This is a genomic window from Salibacterium lacus (genome assembly GCF_042684865.1).
Taxonomy (GTDB): domain Bacteria; phylum Bacillota; class Bacilli; order Bacillales; family Marinococcaceae; genus Salibacterium; species Salibacterium lacus.
On sequence record NZ_JBHUML010000005.1, the window covers coordinates 379844 to 395491 of the forward strand.

The following is a 15648-nucleotide window of genomic DNA, read 5'->3' on the forward strand; positions in this document are numbered from 1 at the left end:
CCGTTGGAGACGTTTTTTACTGCGTTTATCGCTGTGCCGGAGCTTTGAAAGGCGGACTTCAGGGAAAGATGCTGGCGTGTCCATCTTATGATAAACAGGGAGCTAATCATCGGTTCGCTTTTCTTCTACACAGATTCCAGCTTCACCACCCAACTGATCCTGCATTTTTACGCCGAGCACCGGGACATTGAAACCTTTTTAAAATCTAGCAATACATTATTTTTCTGCAATTTGCTTGCTAATTATTTATACACAATAAATATTAGTATAATAAAGTAGAGTGATATTTTTCTTAAATGTGACTTCAATGTTATTAGTTAAATCCATATTTTCTTTCTCTTAATTCAAAAGCTTCTTTCCCGCCTTCTAGAATTTCACATACATGAGATTTAATCCCTTTAGATAGTAATTTATTTGTGTTTTCTTCATTTATGAAGTCACACTCTAAGGCCCCAGTAAAATATTCAAATCTCCGATTTTCATTTTCTTTTAATTGAGGGTCTTGATTGGCAACTATTACATTTTCTGCATCTGTCAACACCACTAGATTTGCGTTGTGTGTAACTATAATAATCTGTCTTTCTAAACTTTTTTTTCGTATAAAGTTAACTAAATCTTGTGAAATAGTCCGGTTATCAAGATTATCTTCTGGTTGATCAATAAGAATTGGATGATTCTCATTATTTATATCGAGAAAGAGTTCAAGTAAGACTAATCCCCTTTTACCTGGCGACATTTCTGAAATTATATCGTGGTCTTTATACAAATCAAATTTCACTTCAATATACGGCTCAAATAAAGCATGAATTAAACTTCTTTTGTTGTAATTCTTTTTTAACTTATTTTCAGTGATCTCTAAAGTAGTATCGAAAAGATATTTAATTTTATTTATGTGATTTTGTTCTTCAAATATAAACCTTTCTTCATCGTTGAAAATATTCATTTCGTAATTTCGGTCGAAAATATTATCTATCTTACCTTTTCTCATAAATTGACTTAAGAATTTTTCATTAAAGTTCTCTTTATTAAAAGTAAGATAGGCATAAACATTAATACCATTTAAACTTTCAATGCTCTGGAAATAACTAGCGATACTTTTTTGTATATCCATATATTCCTTTTTTGAATTAATTATTGTCTCACATAACTTAATTATATTTTCCTCTAGTAAGCCTAATTCATCTTCTAGAGAAGTTATTTTATTAACATACTCATTTTGTTTCTCCAAATTCTTTCTAAGTTGCTCTATTTCTTCGCGGTTGTTCATTTTTTCTATTAAAGGATGTAGTTCTTCATTTACTTGTTTAAGTTTTTCATCATAATCATTTCCTTTTTGACTGTATTTATTTTTCTCTTCAATTAACTTTAAATTTGCCATACTAAAAGATTCACCGATATTTTCCTGTAAATTTTTAATAATGAACATTATATTTTGATCATTTTCATCATATATTTCATTATTGTTTAAACTTTCATTAACTTGTTCATTAATAGATTGTAATTTCTTTGAGAGATTAGATATTTTATTTTGGGATGCTTCTAGATTCTTCAAACCTTCTTGTAAAGATTTTTTAGCTGTTTGTACTTGCTCAACTTTCAGCTCTTCTTCTTCGGTTAATTTAGATTGTTTCACCTTTTCTTGTAATTCACTATTTAATCTATTAACTTCTTTCTCAATTGATTTTTTATCTCCTATTTCTTCTATTGAATTATTTATTTCACTGCGCTTTTGGAGACTTTCAAATAAGTTTGTTATATTTTGTTCAATCTTATTTCTAGTTACTGTTAGTAATTCGTTCTTTTCCTTTAAGAATCTATAATGGTTTTCATCTTCTAGAAGAATTGATTTAATTTTTTCTTGCAACACTTCATTTGAAGAATCTTCGGACAATGAATTTATATACATTTGAGGAAGATAAGTAACCTTCCCACTGTTATTTTCAGAGTTTGTGTTGCTATTTTCTTCATTTCTCCATGTAACATTGAAAGGTTGTTCATTTATAAAAGTTTTAGTATACGGGTTTTTCCATAAATAATCTTTTTCTCTTAGATTAACTTCTTCTTCAGAAATTGCTTGAGCTATTTTATATAACAAAAGTGATTTACCTGAGGATTTTCCTCCTATTATAGTATTCAAACCAGGGTTAAATTCTATATCTGTTTCATTGAACAATGAACATGAATTGTCTTGAAAATTAACTTTAGATATTATATTATAATTGTTTTTGTTTTCAGGATGATGCGGTTGAATAACTACTCTTTGTTCAGGTTCATGTACTAGTTGTTTCAATCCTCTAAAAGTAGTCTCCGCCTTTATCCATGTATGTCTACCATAGTTTGGTTTACCCATACTCTCTAAAGAATGCGCATCCGAACCATGTACACAAGGCATTAGCTTTCCACATTGCTCTATTGTTTCACTATAATTATTTTTCCCTAAGAAAAAATTCTTATCTTGTGGATTGCCACTGAATATAAAATCTGCGAAACGATATATCTCTCTTCTAGTTGCAACAAATTGATTATCACGTATGCCAGAATTACCGTCTTCAGAACTATTCGGAACAATCGTTATATAATTATTTTTAAATATAGTGGAATGTCTTTTAAATATGTTTTTTATATTCTCCATTGATACCTTGAACTGTTCCATACCACATCTTAAAGCTGTTTCTTCGGAATCTTTTTCACTTACAAAATTTTCACCTAATTTGATCAAGTCGCTTTTTTCACATTTATATTTTCTATGATTATATTCGAATTCTAGTTCTCTCAAGAATTTATCTTCGATATCATCTGTACTTACCTCAGAATTGAAGATTACATGAAAATTCACTGGTCGATCTCTAGTAGTTGAAATATTCAATCTAAGTTCAATGTTGGGAAGAATTAATTCTATGTTATTTAAAAATCCATCTTCTTTATATTTTTTTACTTCTTTATATCCATCAATAGAATAATAATCTGTTATTCCTACAGCTTTTATATCTTCTAAATCATTTAATCTATCAATATAACTGTCCCAATCATTATTAAATTCATTGTGTAAGATTGAATATGGTGAGTGAATATGTAAATCCCATCGATTCCATGTTGAGCCTTGTGTGTTTAGTGATCCTGTCATATTATTCACCTCGTTAAGAAAGTTTTATTGCTTAAGGATCTATTAAAAATTTTTATATTATATTCCTACCCATTCGGTATGTTATATTCAATTGCCACCTGTTATCCGGAATAGCCGTGTCATTCAGCACCCGATACATGTGCAACATGGAGTTGTCCCAGGACCGGATTTCTCCATCATTCGTTCCACCTATTTTTTTCTTGTAGTTGTCCAGGATTGTCGACACTAGCTTATCCTGGTCCACATGATGCATAAAATCCTTCTTGCTTGCTTCATAGACGATCATATCTTTCTCTCCAATGCTGCGTGGTTAAGCCTATGATCATGGTCGTTTTGTATGATTATGTGCCTATTCTAACACATCCTTCCATTGATGGAAGAGGATTTTTCGAGAAATTTGGAGAAAATTAGTACAAGTTGGTATGTTCTTATTTTTCTTTTATAATAGAAACACAGGAGGGATAGGAGATGAGTATAGGTTGCTGCGCGCGTTTTCAATACATGAACCTATTCGGGAAGTCTGCCTGGGTGCTGCTTCTTCTTCTTGGTACCAGCGTGCTTTGGTATGTTGGGTTGTCGCTTCTGCCGGAAAACCTTGGTTTTTTGCTGTTCGTGTTTACTCCCTTTCTACTCGGCGGCCTGATAACTGGTTTGGTTTTGTATGGGTTGGCGCTGGGTGTGGTGAGGTTGTTGGAGTGTCAGAAGAAGTGAAGCATCGCGCGATGGGTGCCTTCTAACGTAGAACAACCTGCCTCTGTTCGTATATCTCAGTCGAATTAAACAAATACCGTTTAATTTTTCTGCGGTTCACCGATACAAAAAAGCCCTCGTTCAAGGGCTTTTTTTAACGTTACGCTGCTTTTGATGTGTGATGCTCTTTCGGCTTGCGGCCGATTTTTTCTTTCGAAGTGACAACAATGGTTAAATGTATCTAAAATTGAAGGTCTACATTCGTACATGGTTTTCTATTATGATGAAAACCCTGAAGAGAGGTATTGCTCCTGTTTGGATTGGCGCTGGGTGTGGTAAAGGGGTGGAGTAACTGAAGTTTCTACCAATAAAGTAGGAGGATGTTAGGTATGCGGCAGGAAATAGCGGGTATTAAGATTCCGGATTCGCAGCTGGCGAAGGATGCGGCGGATATTCTGCGGGAGAAGAACAATGATCTGCTGTGGAATCATTCCAATCGTGTGTTTTTGTTCGGTGCCGTTCAGGGGCAGCAGGCGGCGCAGCCTTATGATCTGGAACTTCTGTATGTGAGTGCGTTATTCCATGATCTGGGGCTGACCAAAGAATACAGCAGCCCGGATTTGCGTTTTGAAGTGGATGGCGCGAATGCGGCGAGAAGTTTTCTGCAGCAGTATCAGATCCCGGAGGAGTCGTTGAATCTGGTATGGGATGCGATTGCTCTGCATACGACGATCGGGATTACAGAACATAAGACGCCGCAGGTTTCTCTGCTTTATTCCGCGGTCGGCCTGGATGTGATGGGAGACAACTTTGATCAGTTCCCGGCGGAGCAGCGGGAAGAGATTGTCGAGGCGTTCCCTCGTAATAACTTTAAACAGGAGATCATCCCTGCGTTTTATGAAGGGTTCAAGCACAAGCCGGAAACGACCTTCGGCAATATTAAAGCAGACGTCATCTCCCACTACCAGCCTGAGTACAAGCACAAGAATTTCTGCGAATGCATTATCCACTCCCCGTGGTCGGAATAAAGAACAGAATCCTCTTCTATTTCAACGAAGCTGACAAACAAAAAATCACGTTCCACCGCAGCGTAACTGCCTGGAACGTGATTGCATACATACCTCTCTTCCATATTCCAATGGTTCATCCCCTAACGAAACCTTTTCCCAGATTACTTCTCTCATATTTATTTGTATAATTATAAATAGTGGGACTTCCGTAACTATTGCAATTATTGTTGCAATTCAAGGATTTTTAAGGTATTCTCTAGTAACTTGGAAAAAAACTGGAGACGGCGGTCAACGATTGGCGAAATTAAATAGTTATATCTAAAGAAACTACTGATTTTTCCCTTCTTTTTGGAAGCGTTTTCTTTAAGGAGAAATGACTTTAAGGGGGTGAACGAAATATTAATAAATCTACATATTACTTTGAGCACTAAAAGCTATTAATAAGAGAGGAGAAAAAATTATGAAAAAAGTATCTGGATTAGCATTATTGTTGTACTTAATCTTTAGCACCAGCTCATTTGTTTCAGCCTCAGACTCTTATGAAGTTGATTACGATAATTATGAACCTGGCGTAACTGTTGAAGAAAATGATGATTCCCCGACTGGCTATTATGCAACATTTATTTATGAAGATGAGACTGCAGCAGCAACAAAGGTGGAACTGTATAGCAATACATTCCTTCACTTTACACGAGAAGATGGATTTGAAAATCCATACCAACCGAAGGAATATGAAGCAGGTATGTTTCCTGCTGGAGGTAATGATGAAACTACTTATAATCAGTCCATGGAAAAGCTTGATGATAATTTGTGGGGAGCAAGAGTACCTTTGTCCAGCGGTGCTTTCACTTACAATTTCCGCATCACCAATCCAGATGGGACTACAACCGATAGATTGGATGATCCAAACAATTCGACGCTAACAAATACGGCGACAAATATTTCGAGCCTGTCCAGTATGGTCTATGTACCGTATAATTCGGATACAATGGGAACCGGAGAATGGCTGGATCGCTCGGTAGAGCTTCCAAACACAGACAATGCCGGCACAGTGGAAACTGTATCTTATACAGGAGCTGCTGGTGATGATCGCGGGCTGGCTGTTTATCTACCTGAAGGGTATGATCCGAACCGTGAGGAACCATACAAAGTGCTTTACATGTCCCACGGTGCGTCCGGTGATGATTATGGAAATGAGCTGCGTTGGATGAACGAAGGGGCAGTAGCAAACATTACGGATAATATGATTGCGGATGGAAAAACAGAGCCTTTTGTTGTAGTAACAATGAATAATCAAGACTTCGAATGGGACTTTGATAAAATCGAAGAAGACCAGTTTGAACATATTATGCCTTATGTTGAAACCAACTATAATGTAGGTAATACACCTGAAAACCGTGCTTATGCTGGTTTATCAATGGGTGGTATCACTACGAATCGAATGTATTTTAATCACGCAGACAAATTTTCATATTTTGGTATATGGAGTTATGCAGTTACTGAGGATGAACTGAAAAATATCAATACTCACAGCAACTTGGAGGATCCTTCCGTCATGATTGGAACAGGTATCTGGGATTTTGGCCTTGAACCTGTGAAAAATTTAAGTGAGGTATTAAATGAACAAGAAATCGATCACGATTATCTCGAGGTTCCTGGTGCGCATGATTGGGAGACCTGGCAATTGCTTTATACTGCTTTTGTAGAGGATCATCTGTGGAAAAGTGAGCAGGGAAATCAGGGTAACAACGGTGGTGACGATCAGAATGGAAGCGCTCAGGCTTTTGAAGATGTAAACAGTGATTATTGGGCACAGCCGTATATCAACAATCTTTATGAAGCAGGAATTGTAAAGGGCCATACAGACGGTACATTCGGTCCTTCTGAAGATGTAACAAGAGCCCAGTTTGCTGTCATGCTCAGCCGCATGCTCGGTCTAGATGTCTCAAGCGCGGAACAGACTTTTGAAGACGTACCGGCATGGGCAGCAGACGAAGTGAACGCATTGTATGACGTCGGCATCGTTACCGGAAAAACAGACGGCAGCTTTCAACCGCAGTCTTCTATTACAAGAGAACAAATGGCAGCGATGGTGGTGCGTGCTTACGAATACGAGGGCTCCACTGCAGAAACAGCTGATGTTTCCTACGAAGACAGCGAGAGTATCAGTAGTTACGCCCAAAGTGCTGTGGAAAAAGCAGCTTCTCTGAATCTGATGAACGGGACAGACGACAACCTCTTTCAACCAAAAGCAGAAAGCACCCGTGCACAAGCAGCGAAAGTCGTTTCTATGCTGTATGATACCCTCAATTAGAACAATTGCCATGGTGCATTGATAGAAAAAGCTGCCGATTATCTTAGTGATAAATCGGCAGCTTTTTTTTGGTGAGAAAGCAACAACTATTAGCTGCCTGTAAAAGTGGATTTGCTATATATCTACTCTAGTACAGTCATCATCTATCGATCATTTCTCAGACCAAATAAATGTATCTCTTTCTTTCACATCTTCTGCAGGGCATGATTCAAGAGCGGCGGAAGTGTCGTTCAAGGGCTTTTTTCACGTTACGCTGTTTTTGCTGTTGGCTGTTCTTTCGGTTTGCGGCCGATTTTTTCTTTCAAAGCGGGAACGAAACGGTCGAGTCCGATGGCACCGGCATTGCCTTTTCCAATGAGGATGAGGATGGCGGGAATCAACATCACCGGGTTGGTCGACACGGTACCTGCCAGCAGAAACGCCATGTTCATCGTACCGCCGAAGAATGCGGCCGTGGTTGTGAACAAGCCGACAATTAAGCCGGCACCTACCAGGACTTCGCCCCACATCACGAGGAAGCCAAAAACGTTGGCGTTCGGAACAGCGATGTGTTCCAGGAAGGCTGTGTACCAGGGATAAGCCGGAGCCGCTCCTCCCCCCTGCATGACGGGTTCAGCAACAGCTCCCTGCAGAAATCCGCCGGGGTTAAAGCCGTCTGTGATTTTTCCAAGTCCCGACGTGAGCCACGTCCATCCTACATACAAGCGGGCCGCGAGAAATAATACCGCTGCAATCATCGATTCCCTCAAAAAACGAATAAACATATTTATTCCTCCTTATGTGAAATCATTCACATTTAATATACTTTCATTATATCGCATTCTGCTGGTTTGTGAATACTTTCACATAAATGGACACAAAGTATTCATAACTCTGTATATCAGAGCCGGTCTGCTGGTAACCTGGTGAACAGTAGAACATGGATGGTATGTTTTTCATTTTCGTCTTATAATGAGCCTGGGAGAGGCACAATGTTCCCTTTCGTTTTGATTGGTATGGATCCAGCGCTGTGAATACAGCATTCATCCGCGGATTGATGCTGACACTGCCCTTTCCTTTTGCCAACGGAGACGTTCAAAAATTATGTACTATTAAGAAAATTTCAGGTCGAGGTGAAAAAACACCTCGGGAAAATACCTTGCGTGAAGCCGCAAAGAACTGCGCGTCTCATATGCAGCGGGGATTATTTCCTTCATTTTTCAGTTGATCTGTATCCAGGGTCCAGAAACAGAGATTAGGCGTCACGTCGTGGCAGCGGATAGAATCCGTTGTAGAGCTGCTCCCATAGCGGTTCGGGGAGGTGATACTTCGTCGGCTCATTTGGATCGAAGGTGGCGTTGATTTCCTGGTCGCGGCCCTCCTGGATTTTCCGGACAAACTGATAGTCGAGCAGCAGCTCCCGTCCGAGGCAGACTAATTCGGTGCCGGTCTCAAGAGCCTTCAGCGCATCCTCCGCTGTGAAAATGGAGCCAATACCGATTAATGGCATACGGCCGTCGATCCAGTCGTGGATCAATTGAATCCGTTTCTGTCCTGCATACGAACCTTCCCGTGTCTCAGCATGAATATCCATCAGGGATACGTGCAAATAGTCGAGTGGCTGCCCGGCTAATTGATTAATCAACTCTTTTGTTAAATCCATCGTTATTCCCGGGGATTCGGCTTCTTCCGGGGAGAAGCGGTAGCCGACAATGAAATCGTCGCCCCCATGCTCTTTCGCTGCGTCGGTTACTTCTTTCACCACAGCGAGAGGGAATTTAAATGGATCGGCCCATTCATCGTCCCGGCGATTATAATACGGGGAGACAAACTGCTGAATCAGGTAATGGTTGGCGCCGTGAATTTCCACGCCGTCAAAGCCGGCCTGAGCGGCACGTCTGGTGGCTTCCCCAAACGCCTGGATCGTTTCTTCAATTTCTTCTTGTGTGATTGGACGGGCCTGATGCTTTTGCGGCTCGCCAAAGCTTGCCAGCTCCATTTCGCTTGGCGCAGCCACATCACCGCCCGGGGTCAATGCCGGGAGGGACTGGGCCCCGCCGTGGTGAATCTGGGCCACAGCTTTTGCGCCATGTTTTTTCATCGCAGAGGCCTGCTCGCGAAGCCCTTCAATGTCTGAATCCCTGGCGATGGACGGCTGCCCGGGGAAGGCTTTGCCTAACGCTGTTACGTTGCTTGCTGCGGTGATGGCGAGCCCCACGTCCTCCGACCGTTTCTCGATATACGGGATCTCGCGGTCAGAAATGGTACCGTCTTCGTTAGAGGACACGTGGGTCAGTGGTGCCAGGACGAAGCGGTTTCTTAAGGTGACTCCATTCGGCAATGGTAACGGTTGAAATAGCGGGGTAAATTTATCATTCATGGTGTACATCCTCCTTCTGCCAATAGACTATAGCATGAGGCAACAGGGCTTCGCGAGCATACTGCTTATCATCGTCCGAATACAGCGAACGTACCAAAGCACTTGGTTGGCGGTAAGATACGTGTCTATTCAGCGAGAGACGATACCGTCATGTACATACAGATCATCATTGCGATTTTTGTCGTAATGATTGTTCTTATGTCGAGTCATCGCTTATTTATGGCTGGCTTTCCTTTCCTATGTTTCAATGTTTGTAGAAATGAAATCCGTTTTCGAACTGGAATGGATGGTTTAATATGAGATTGCTGGGTATTATCGTAGAGAAAATAGGCTTAGGTTTGTTCATTATTTATCAAATAATTTATTTGGCTCAAGGCACACCTGATGATTTTCCTGCGTACTTTTTATGGGTAATAGCTGGGATTGTTCTTGCAGGTGTATTGATTCAGTTTATTGATTTTGTCACGAAAAAGGTTAAAAATAAGTAACACACCTTATTTTTGAAAGCTTTTTGATTGTCTTTCTATAATGGACCCATAGGAAAGATAGAAAGTGAGTACGAGTTGCTGCGCATGTTTTAAGCGCATGAACGTTTTCGGGCAGTCTGCCTGGGTACTGCTTCTGTTTCTTGTCACCAGCGTGCTTTGGTTTTTTGGACTTCCGCTTCTTCTTCCGGAAGGAACCATTATGCTGGCTGCTGCTCATTGCACTGGCGGTGGGAAGGTGATTGTTTGCAGGCATCGATTAAAGACAACCTTATCCGTTGCCCTTTCATTCGTGGCACTTCATTTTATGGATATTACCATTACAAATAATCGGACAGAGATAGGTTGACTATACATATGCTTTTTATCCAGGAGGTCTTATTGTGATTAAAGGGTTATATGAAGCCCATTTACCAGTAAGCGACTTAAAGCGTTCGATAGATTTCTACACTGATCTTGGGCTTGAACTTGAACATATCGTGGAAGATAGACTCGCATTTTTGTGGATTGAAAAGGATAAAAGAGTTCCGTAAGCTGGCTCGAAAATAAAGGATGTCCACTCCGGGAGGCTTTTGGATTTGAACCAGTTGAACCTTTTGTGATGCCGAATAAGGATTATACACATGTCAAAATTCATTTTAATGACCTTGACAATAATAGTTTAGAACTTATTCGTAAAATGGATAATCCCAAATAACTCGCAGAACGGATGTATTTGAGTCATTGGGAAGAATTAAATAAATAACGTGGTTTTTCCCGTATGTTCTTCTTCCTATAAACTCGCCCTGGATACTGCCGGGTGATGCAGCCATGTGGAGTAGTAGATAATATCAACCAGATTAGTGTGAATACAATCTTACACTCCCTTTTCCCTTTAACTATAAATTATTTAAACAAGTAATAAGACCCTGGGTTCAAACACCAGGGCCATTCTTATCGCTTTATACTCTATATACCATGCAGCTTTACCCGAACAGACTGTTGACGACGACCAACATAATAAGAGAAACAAACCAAACGACAGTAGTTGGTATGGACCAAACAAGCAACTGCTCCTTCACATTCTTAATGCCGAGCATTCTGTTCACAACCCAGAACAAGCTGTCATTGAAGTAGGAGAAAATCGTCGAACCTAAGGTAGCTGCAATGGCAGCAAACACCATATTCACATCCATGTTTGCAATAATGGGGGCAGAAATCGATGCTCCTGTGATCATGGCAACAGTGCCGCTGCCTTGTATAAGGCGGACGGCAGTAGCTATGAAAAATGGAATTAAAACAGGTGGCAATGGAGTGGATGCAATCTGTTCTCCGATAAAATCTCCACTTCCGCTTTCTCTTAGTACTTGCCCAAGGGCGCCACCTGCACCTGTAACCAGTAGTATAATCCCGGCCGTCTGCATTCCTTCTTCCATCCGTTCCATAGCATCCGTTTGCCTCAATTTATTGAAAAGTCCATATATCGCAATAATCAGCCCAATGGCCACAGCTACAACTGGAGAACCAAAGAATGCTGCATAATCAGCAAATATACCTTCTATTCCCACTCCATCGAGGGTGGTGTTCATAAATATTAGGATGATAGGAATCACGATAGGAGCAACTGATATACCAAAACCGGGAAGGTTTTTTGATTCTTGAAGGTCATAATATTCTTCCAGGTTTGCTGGTGATTCGGGACGGACGAAATCTAATCCATCTTCTGTCGGCACTTGATGGATACGCTTCCCAATCCATTTTGCATAGAATACGCCGGAAATTATAATAGGAATTCCAAAGACAAGTCCCCATAACAACATCAGGCCTACGTCTATTTCAAAAATTCCAGCTACCCCAAGCGGCCCCGGAGTTGGAGGTACAGCATGGTGAGTAGCTGTAAGACCTACACCCAAAGCTACACCTAAACTGACAACCGATTTACCCGTTTTTGATGATAGCGCTTTCACTAAAGGCATTAATATAACAAAAGCGGAGTCCACAAATATCGGTATGGATACAACGTAACCCGCTAATGCCATCGCCCATTCTTCCTTCTTTCTGCCCAGCCACTTGATAAAAGTGTACGCCATCCGTTCTGCTGCACCTGAGACTTCGAGTACTCTCCCCATCATAACACCAAGACCGATGACAATACCAATCGTACTTAGAGTGTCTCCAAATCCAAATGTAATAGCTTCTATAACATCAGGGGGATTCATTCCACCAATGAGTCCTGTAATCGATGCAGCAATTAAAAGAGCTACAAACGCATGAATTTTTGTCTTCAGCACCAGCATAATTAAAACAAATATCCCGAGTATGAGACCAACAATCATTTGAGTACCTGACACTTCCATTTTCTCACCTCTCCCTTTTTATTAATTTTATATAGGAAAATCAAAAGCGGAAATGGAATCGTTATTCCGCTTTTGATTTAACCTCATTCCTTCACATTTCTTATTTAGGTTACTGCGCTTTTGAAATGTGGAGCATATTTAGCTGCTAGTTTAATGCATTCTTCCATGCTTACCGAGCTTGCAATACCTTCTCCAGCGATATCAAACGCTGTTCCATGGTCTACAGAGGTACGTAGAAACGGTAAATCATTAGTAATGGATATCGTTCTCTCAAAATCAGTCATTTTGGCGGCAATGTGCCCTTGGTCGTGATACAACGATAGGACAGCATCATATTTTCCTTGTAGAGCCTGATGAAAAACAGAATCCGCAGGCACTGGACCTTCTACGTCCAATCCATCCTGTTTGGCTTTCTCAATTCCAGGTGTGATTTCATCTACCTCTTCCATACCGAACAATCCATTTTCTCCACTATGAGGATTCAACCCTGCAACGGCCATCTTTCTGTTTTCAACACCTATTCTTTTCAATGCATTATCACATCGTTTTAAATAATCGTGTACTCGTTCTGACGTCATTTGATCAATGGCACCTTTTAATGATAGATGGCGGGTCAAGAAAAAGATACGAAGATTACGTACTTCAAACATTGTTAGAGGGTCATTAATATCTGTCATATCAGCCAGTATTTCGGTGTGACCAATATGAGGAACTTCTGCTTGCCTCAGAGATTCCTTATTAATGGGAGTAGTAGCAATGACATCTGCTTTTTTATCCTGAGCAAGTTCCACTGCTTTTGTTATATACTCATAGGATGCCCATCCACATTGAGCCTGCACTTCTCCATATTTCCAGGACGGAGTATCTACGTTGTTTAAATTGATAACATCTACCTGTCCAAACTTATAGTCTGCTTCTTCTGGATCAGCTATTTCGTTAATTTTAAGATTTACCTCTGTTGCATCCACAGCCTTTTGTAAAATATCTGTCTGACCAATAACGAACGGTTTTCCTGCTTCATAAACATCCTGCTGATTTAATGCCTTCACTGTTATTTCAGGCCCTATGCCGGCTGGATCACCCATTGGTATAGCAATTGCTGCTTTTTGTATCATGGTTATTTCCTCCTCTTTCCATTAATGTTGTCTGTAAAAATTTCAGCGATTTATACATGGCCGTATCATCTCCTATCATTCCCCCTTTAGTAATAACGGGAAGGCCATGAAAATATCCTCCAGCCAGTTGTCCATAGGCGGCAAGGGGCAGCACTTCATCTTTCAGCTCAATGCCGTTTGCCCGGGCAAAAGCACAGATAGAAGCCGTTACATCACCACCGCTGGAAAAACAGGCTGTTTTTGATAGGTCATTGTCCTGCATAATTTTTCTGAAGATGTTGCCCAACCCATCAGCTATTCGCTTCGCAAGTGCGTCTTCGCTGTATCCTTCCTTTGACGACTGTTTTTTTAAATCAATCAATCCAAACCCTGGTTTATGGGTTGTAATGATAAGAATTTCACTGGTGTGCAGCTGCTGGCCGGCTTGGGCAGCAACATGTTCTACTTCTTCTATCCACGTATCCGTGTAACTTGCAAGCATCTCTGCATCTGCATGTATTACTTGAGCTCCCATTTTTTCTGTAACGTACTCCAACTGCCTTCCTGTTAAAGCCGTGGCACTACCGACAAATGCTAAAACGGGATTCTTTTCCTGATATTTTTCATGAGAGAGCTGTTTCACATAATTTGCCGTCAACGGTCCTGGATCAACTGGAAAAAGGAAAGGACCGTCAATGTTTTTCATGGCTCCTGCTATTGTTTCGATATCCTTATTCGAAACAGCATCACAACATATAATGCGTGCCCCATTGTTTATTTTGTCTGTTAATACCTTGGTGGCGTGTTCTGCTGACTTCAATAAATCATCTAGATAGATAGAGTCGACCTTATAATCGCTTTGATTTGCTATAATACCGGGAACCCAGGATTGAGTTAACGGCTTTACAGGATCGGCAGCAACGTCGGTATTTTCTAAAGCAACATTCTCGACCAACATGTAGCCACCCGAAACAATCCTTGAGGAATCCGGAAACGAAGGAGCTATTACAGCAACTGCATTATTTTTCTGCTGTAGAATTGTATCGATTTCCGCTCCGACATTTCCACGAAGTGTACTGTCCATTCGTTTGGACAACACTTCTGCTCCCCATGTATCAAGCTCAGCAAGAGCAGCTTCAACTCGGTGTTTTGCTCTGTTTTCTTCCATGTACCTGCTGTCCGTATCCATTATAATCGCATCATAAGGTTCTTCCGGAATACCAGCACTGTACATGATGGTCGACGTTCGGAAACCTTGTTTAGATAATCGAACTCCCGACGCATTCGCCCCGGTTAAATCATCGGCTATCATTCCAATCTTCATCCTCCCACCCTCCTTTACCATCAGCAAGCATTACATTCTCATGGTACAAATCAATGGATTCTGTGTTGCGTAATCCATCATCTGAAATAATTCCATCCAGTTTATTCAAAGGGCTGACATGAGCAAAAGATTTTTGGCCGAATTTACTGGAATCTGCCAGAAGCCACGTTTTGGAAGCGGATTCCATCATGAGCTGTTTAATTCGAGCCTTTTCCAGTGTCGGAGCTGTAACACCTGCTGTATCCACGGAATGTGCACCAAGAAAAAACTGATCGACATGCAAAGATGCTATCAGATCCTGGGTATACGTACCGAACATTGCCCCTACATCCCTCTGCAGTTCGCCGCCTGCCACAATGACATCGACAGGGCTGTAGAGTAGTTCAGCAGCAATAAGAATATCATTAGTGATAATTCTGAGATTCTCTTTTTCCTTTAGACACTTTGCCAGTTCCAGCGTTGTAGTGCCGGAATCAAGAATAATGGTGGCATGAGGATGAACCAGCCCCGCTGCTTTGGAAGCGATTATTTTTTTCTCTTCCTTATTAGCACTTTCTTTTTGAATGTAGGGGGTCTCTTCTTTTTCACTATCTGTAGTAACAGCACCGCCGTGGGTACGAATGATTTCGCCATCCTTTTCTAGTTGAGTCAAATCCCGGCGGATGGTCATCGTCGATACATCAAAAAAATCGGTAAGATTCTCGATATCCAGTCTTTTCTTCTGATTTAACATTTCAATAATCTTTGCTCTTCGTTCATCTACGTTCACTATCTTTCTCCTATTGTTTATTTTTATCATTATGTGAGTTAATTATGTTCTATTCAAACAATTTTGTCAATGAAATGTGTTTAAATCGAACATTAAGTCCAATAAAAGCCGTTCTTCCACTTCTATCATATAAATCAGTTTGG

Annotated in this window: 13 protein-coding genes; 5 read left to right on the forward strand and 8 right to left on the reverse strand. The window is 40.7% G+C overall.

The annotated features are described in order from the left end of the window. Positions 1-313 precede the first annotated feature (313 nt). On the reverse strand, positions 314-3124 hold the full coding sequence (locus ACFSUB_RS15040; protein WP_380714077.1) for a TrlF family AAA-like ATPase: 2811 nt from the start codon (positions 3122-3124) through the stop codon (positions 314-316). A gap of 468 nt (positions 3125-3592) precedes the next feature. Between ACFSUB_RS15040 and ACFSUB_RS15045 the strand changes: the two genes are divergently transcribed. The 3 genes from ACFSUB_RS15045 to ACFSUB_RS15055 all read left to right on the forward strand — a co-directional run bounded on the left by ACFSUB_RS15045 (position 3593) and on the right by ACFSUB_RS15055 (position 7138). Next, on the forward strand, positions 3593-3835 hold the full coding sequence (locus ACFSUB_RS15045; RefSeq protein WP_380714078.1) for a hypothetical protein: 243 nt from the start codon (positions 3593-3595) through the stop codon (positions 3833-3835). 368 nt (positions 3836-4203) lie between these two features. Continuing rightward, positions 4204-4842 carry an HD domain-containing protein gene (locus ACFSUB_RS15050; protein ID WP_380714079.1) on the forward strand — a complete coding sequence of 213 codons (639 nt, stop codon included), beginning with the start codon at positions 4204-4206 and terminating at the stop codon, positions 4840-4842. 442 nt (positions 4843-5284) lie between these two features. Beyond that, positions 5285-7138 carry an S-layer homology domain-containing protein gene (locus tag ACFSUB_RS15055; protein ID WP_380714080.1) on the forward strand — a complete coding sequence of 618 codons (1854 nt, stop codon included), beginning with the start codon at positions 5285-5287 and terminating at the stop codon, positions 7136-7138. Between the two features lie 248 nt (positions 7139-7386). On the opposite strand, the gene ACFSUB_RS15060 is transcribed toward ACFSUB_RS15055, so the two are convergent. The 3 genes from ACFSUB_RS15060 to ACFSUB_RS15070 form a co-directional block, all read right to left on the reverse strand. After that, on the reverse strand, positions 7387-7902 hold the full coding sequence (locus tag ACFSUB_RS15060; RefSeq protein WP_380714081.1) for a DoxX family protein: 516 nt from the start codon (positions 7900-7902) through the stop codon (positions 7387-7389). Between the two features lie 46 nt (positions 7903-7948). Beyond that, positions 7949-8203, reverse strand: a complete 255-nt coding sequence (locus tag ACFSUB_RS15065) for a hypothetical protein (protein ID WP_380714082.1) — start codon at positions 8201-8203, stop codon at positions 7949-7951. A 169-nt stretch (positions 8204-8372) separates the two neighbouring features. Then, entirely contained in the window at positions 8373-9497 is a 1125-nt protein-coding gene (locus tag ACFSUB_RS15070) for an NADH-dependent flavin oxidoreductase (RefSeq protein ID WP_380714083.1), read from the reverse strand. A gap of 296 nt (positions 9498-9793) precedes the next feature. On the opposite strand from ACFSUB_RS15070, the gene ACFSUB_RS15075 reads away from it, so the two are divergent. Continuing rightward, positions 9794-9985: a hypothetical protein gene (locus ACFSUB_RS15075; protein ID WP_380714084.1), complete on the forward strand. Its 192-nt coding sequence runs from the start codon at positions 9794-9796 to the stop codon at positions 9983-9985. A gap of 380 nt (positions 9986-10365) precedes the next feature. Continuing rightward, a complete protein-coding gene (locus tag ACFSUB_RS15080) occupies positions 10366-10515 on the forward strand; it encodes a VOC family protein (RefSeq protein ID WP_380714085.1) in 150 nt (49 codons plus the stop codon). A gap of 432 nt (positions 10516-10947) precedes the next feature. On the opposite strand, the gene ACFSUB_RS15085 is transcribed toward ACFSUB_RS15080, so the two are convergent. From ACFSUB_RS15085 to ACFSUB_RS15100, 4 genes are all read right to left on the reverse strand, one after another. Next, on the reverse strand, positions 10948-12318 hold the full coding sequence (locus ACFSUB_RS15085; protein ID WP_380714086.1) for a GntP family permease: 1371 nt from the start codon (positions 12316-12318) through the stop codon (positions 10948-10950). Positions 12319-12422: 104 nt separating this feature from the next. Beyond that, a complete protein-coding gene (gene pdxA / locus ACFSUB_RS15090) occupies positions 12423-13433 on the reverse strand; it encodes a 4-hydroxythreonine-4-phosphate dehydrogenase PdxA (protein ID WP_380714087.1) in 1011 nt (336 codons plus the stop codon). Continuing rightward, positions 13396-14736 carry a four-carbon acid sugar kinase family protein gene (locus tag ACFSUB_RS15095; RefSeq protein WP_380714088.1) on the reverse strand — a complete coding sequence of 447 codons (1341 nt, stop codon included), beginning with the start codon at positions 14734-14736 and terminating at the stop codon, positions 13396-13398. Before ACFSUB_RS15095 ends, pdxA begins: the two co-directional genes overlap by 38 nt. After that, positions 14711-15505, reverse strand: a complete 795-nt coding sequence (locus tag ACFSUB_RS15100) for a DeoR/GlpR family DNA-binding transcription regulator (protein ID WP_380714089.1) — start codon at positions 15503-15505, stop codon at positions 14711-14713. Before ACFSUB_RS15100 ends, ACFSUB_RS15095 begins: the two co-directional genes overlap by 26 nt. Between the last annotated feature and the right edge of the window lie 143 nt (positions 15506-15648).

Excerpts from the sequence above, each read along its gene's own strand:
- ACFSUB_RS15040 (WP_380714077.1), bottom strand. The coding sequence starts at position 3,124 with ATGACAGGATCACTAAACACACAAGGCTCAACATGGAATCGATGGGAT.
- ACFSUB_RS15045 (WP_380714078.1), top strand. The coding sequence starts at position 3,593 with ATGAGTATAGGTTGCTGCGCGCGTTTTCAATACATGAACCTATTCGGG.
- ACFSUB_RS15050 (WP_380714079.1), top strand. The coding sequence starts at position 4,204 with ATGCGGCAGGAAATAGCGGGTATTAAGATTCCGGATTCGCAGCTGGCG.
- ACFSUB_RS15055 (WP_380714080.1), top strand. The coding sequence starts at position 5,285 with ATGAAAAAAGTATCTGGATTAGCATTATTGTTGTACTTAATCTTTAGC.
- ACFSUB_RS15060 (WP_380714081.1), bottom strand. The coding sequence starts at position 7,902 with ATGTTTATTCGTTTTTTGAGGGAATCGATGATTGCAGCGGTATTATTT.
- ACFSUB_RS15070 (WP_380714083.1), bottom strand. The coding sequence starts at position 9,497 with ATGAATGATAAATTTACCCCGCTATTTCAACCGTTACCATTGCCGAAT.
- ACFSUB_RS15075 (WP_380714084.1), top strand. The coding sequence starts at position 9,794 with ATGAGATTGCTGGGTATTATCGTAGAGAAAATAGGCTTAGGTTTGTTC.
- ACFSUB_RS15085 (WP_380714086.1), bottom strand. The coding sequence starts at position 12,318 with ATGGAAGTGTCAGGTACTCAAATGATTGTTGGTCTCATACTCGGGATA.
- pdxA (WP_380714087.1), bottom strand. The coding sequence starts at position 13,433 with ATGATACAAAAAGCAGCAATTGCTATACCAATGGGTGATCCAGCCGGC.
- ACFSUB_RS15095 (WP_380714088.1), bottom strand. The coding sequence starts at position 14,736 with ATGAAGATTGGAATGATAGCCGATGATTTAACCGGGGCGAATGCGTCG.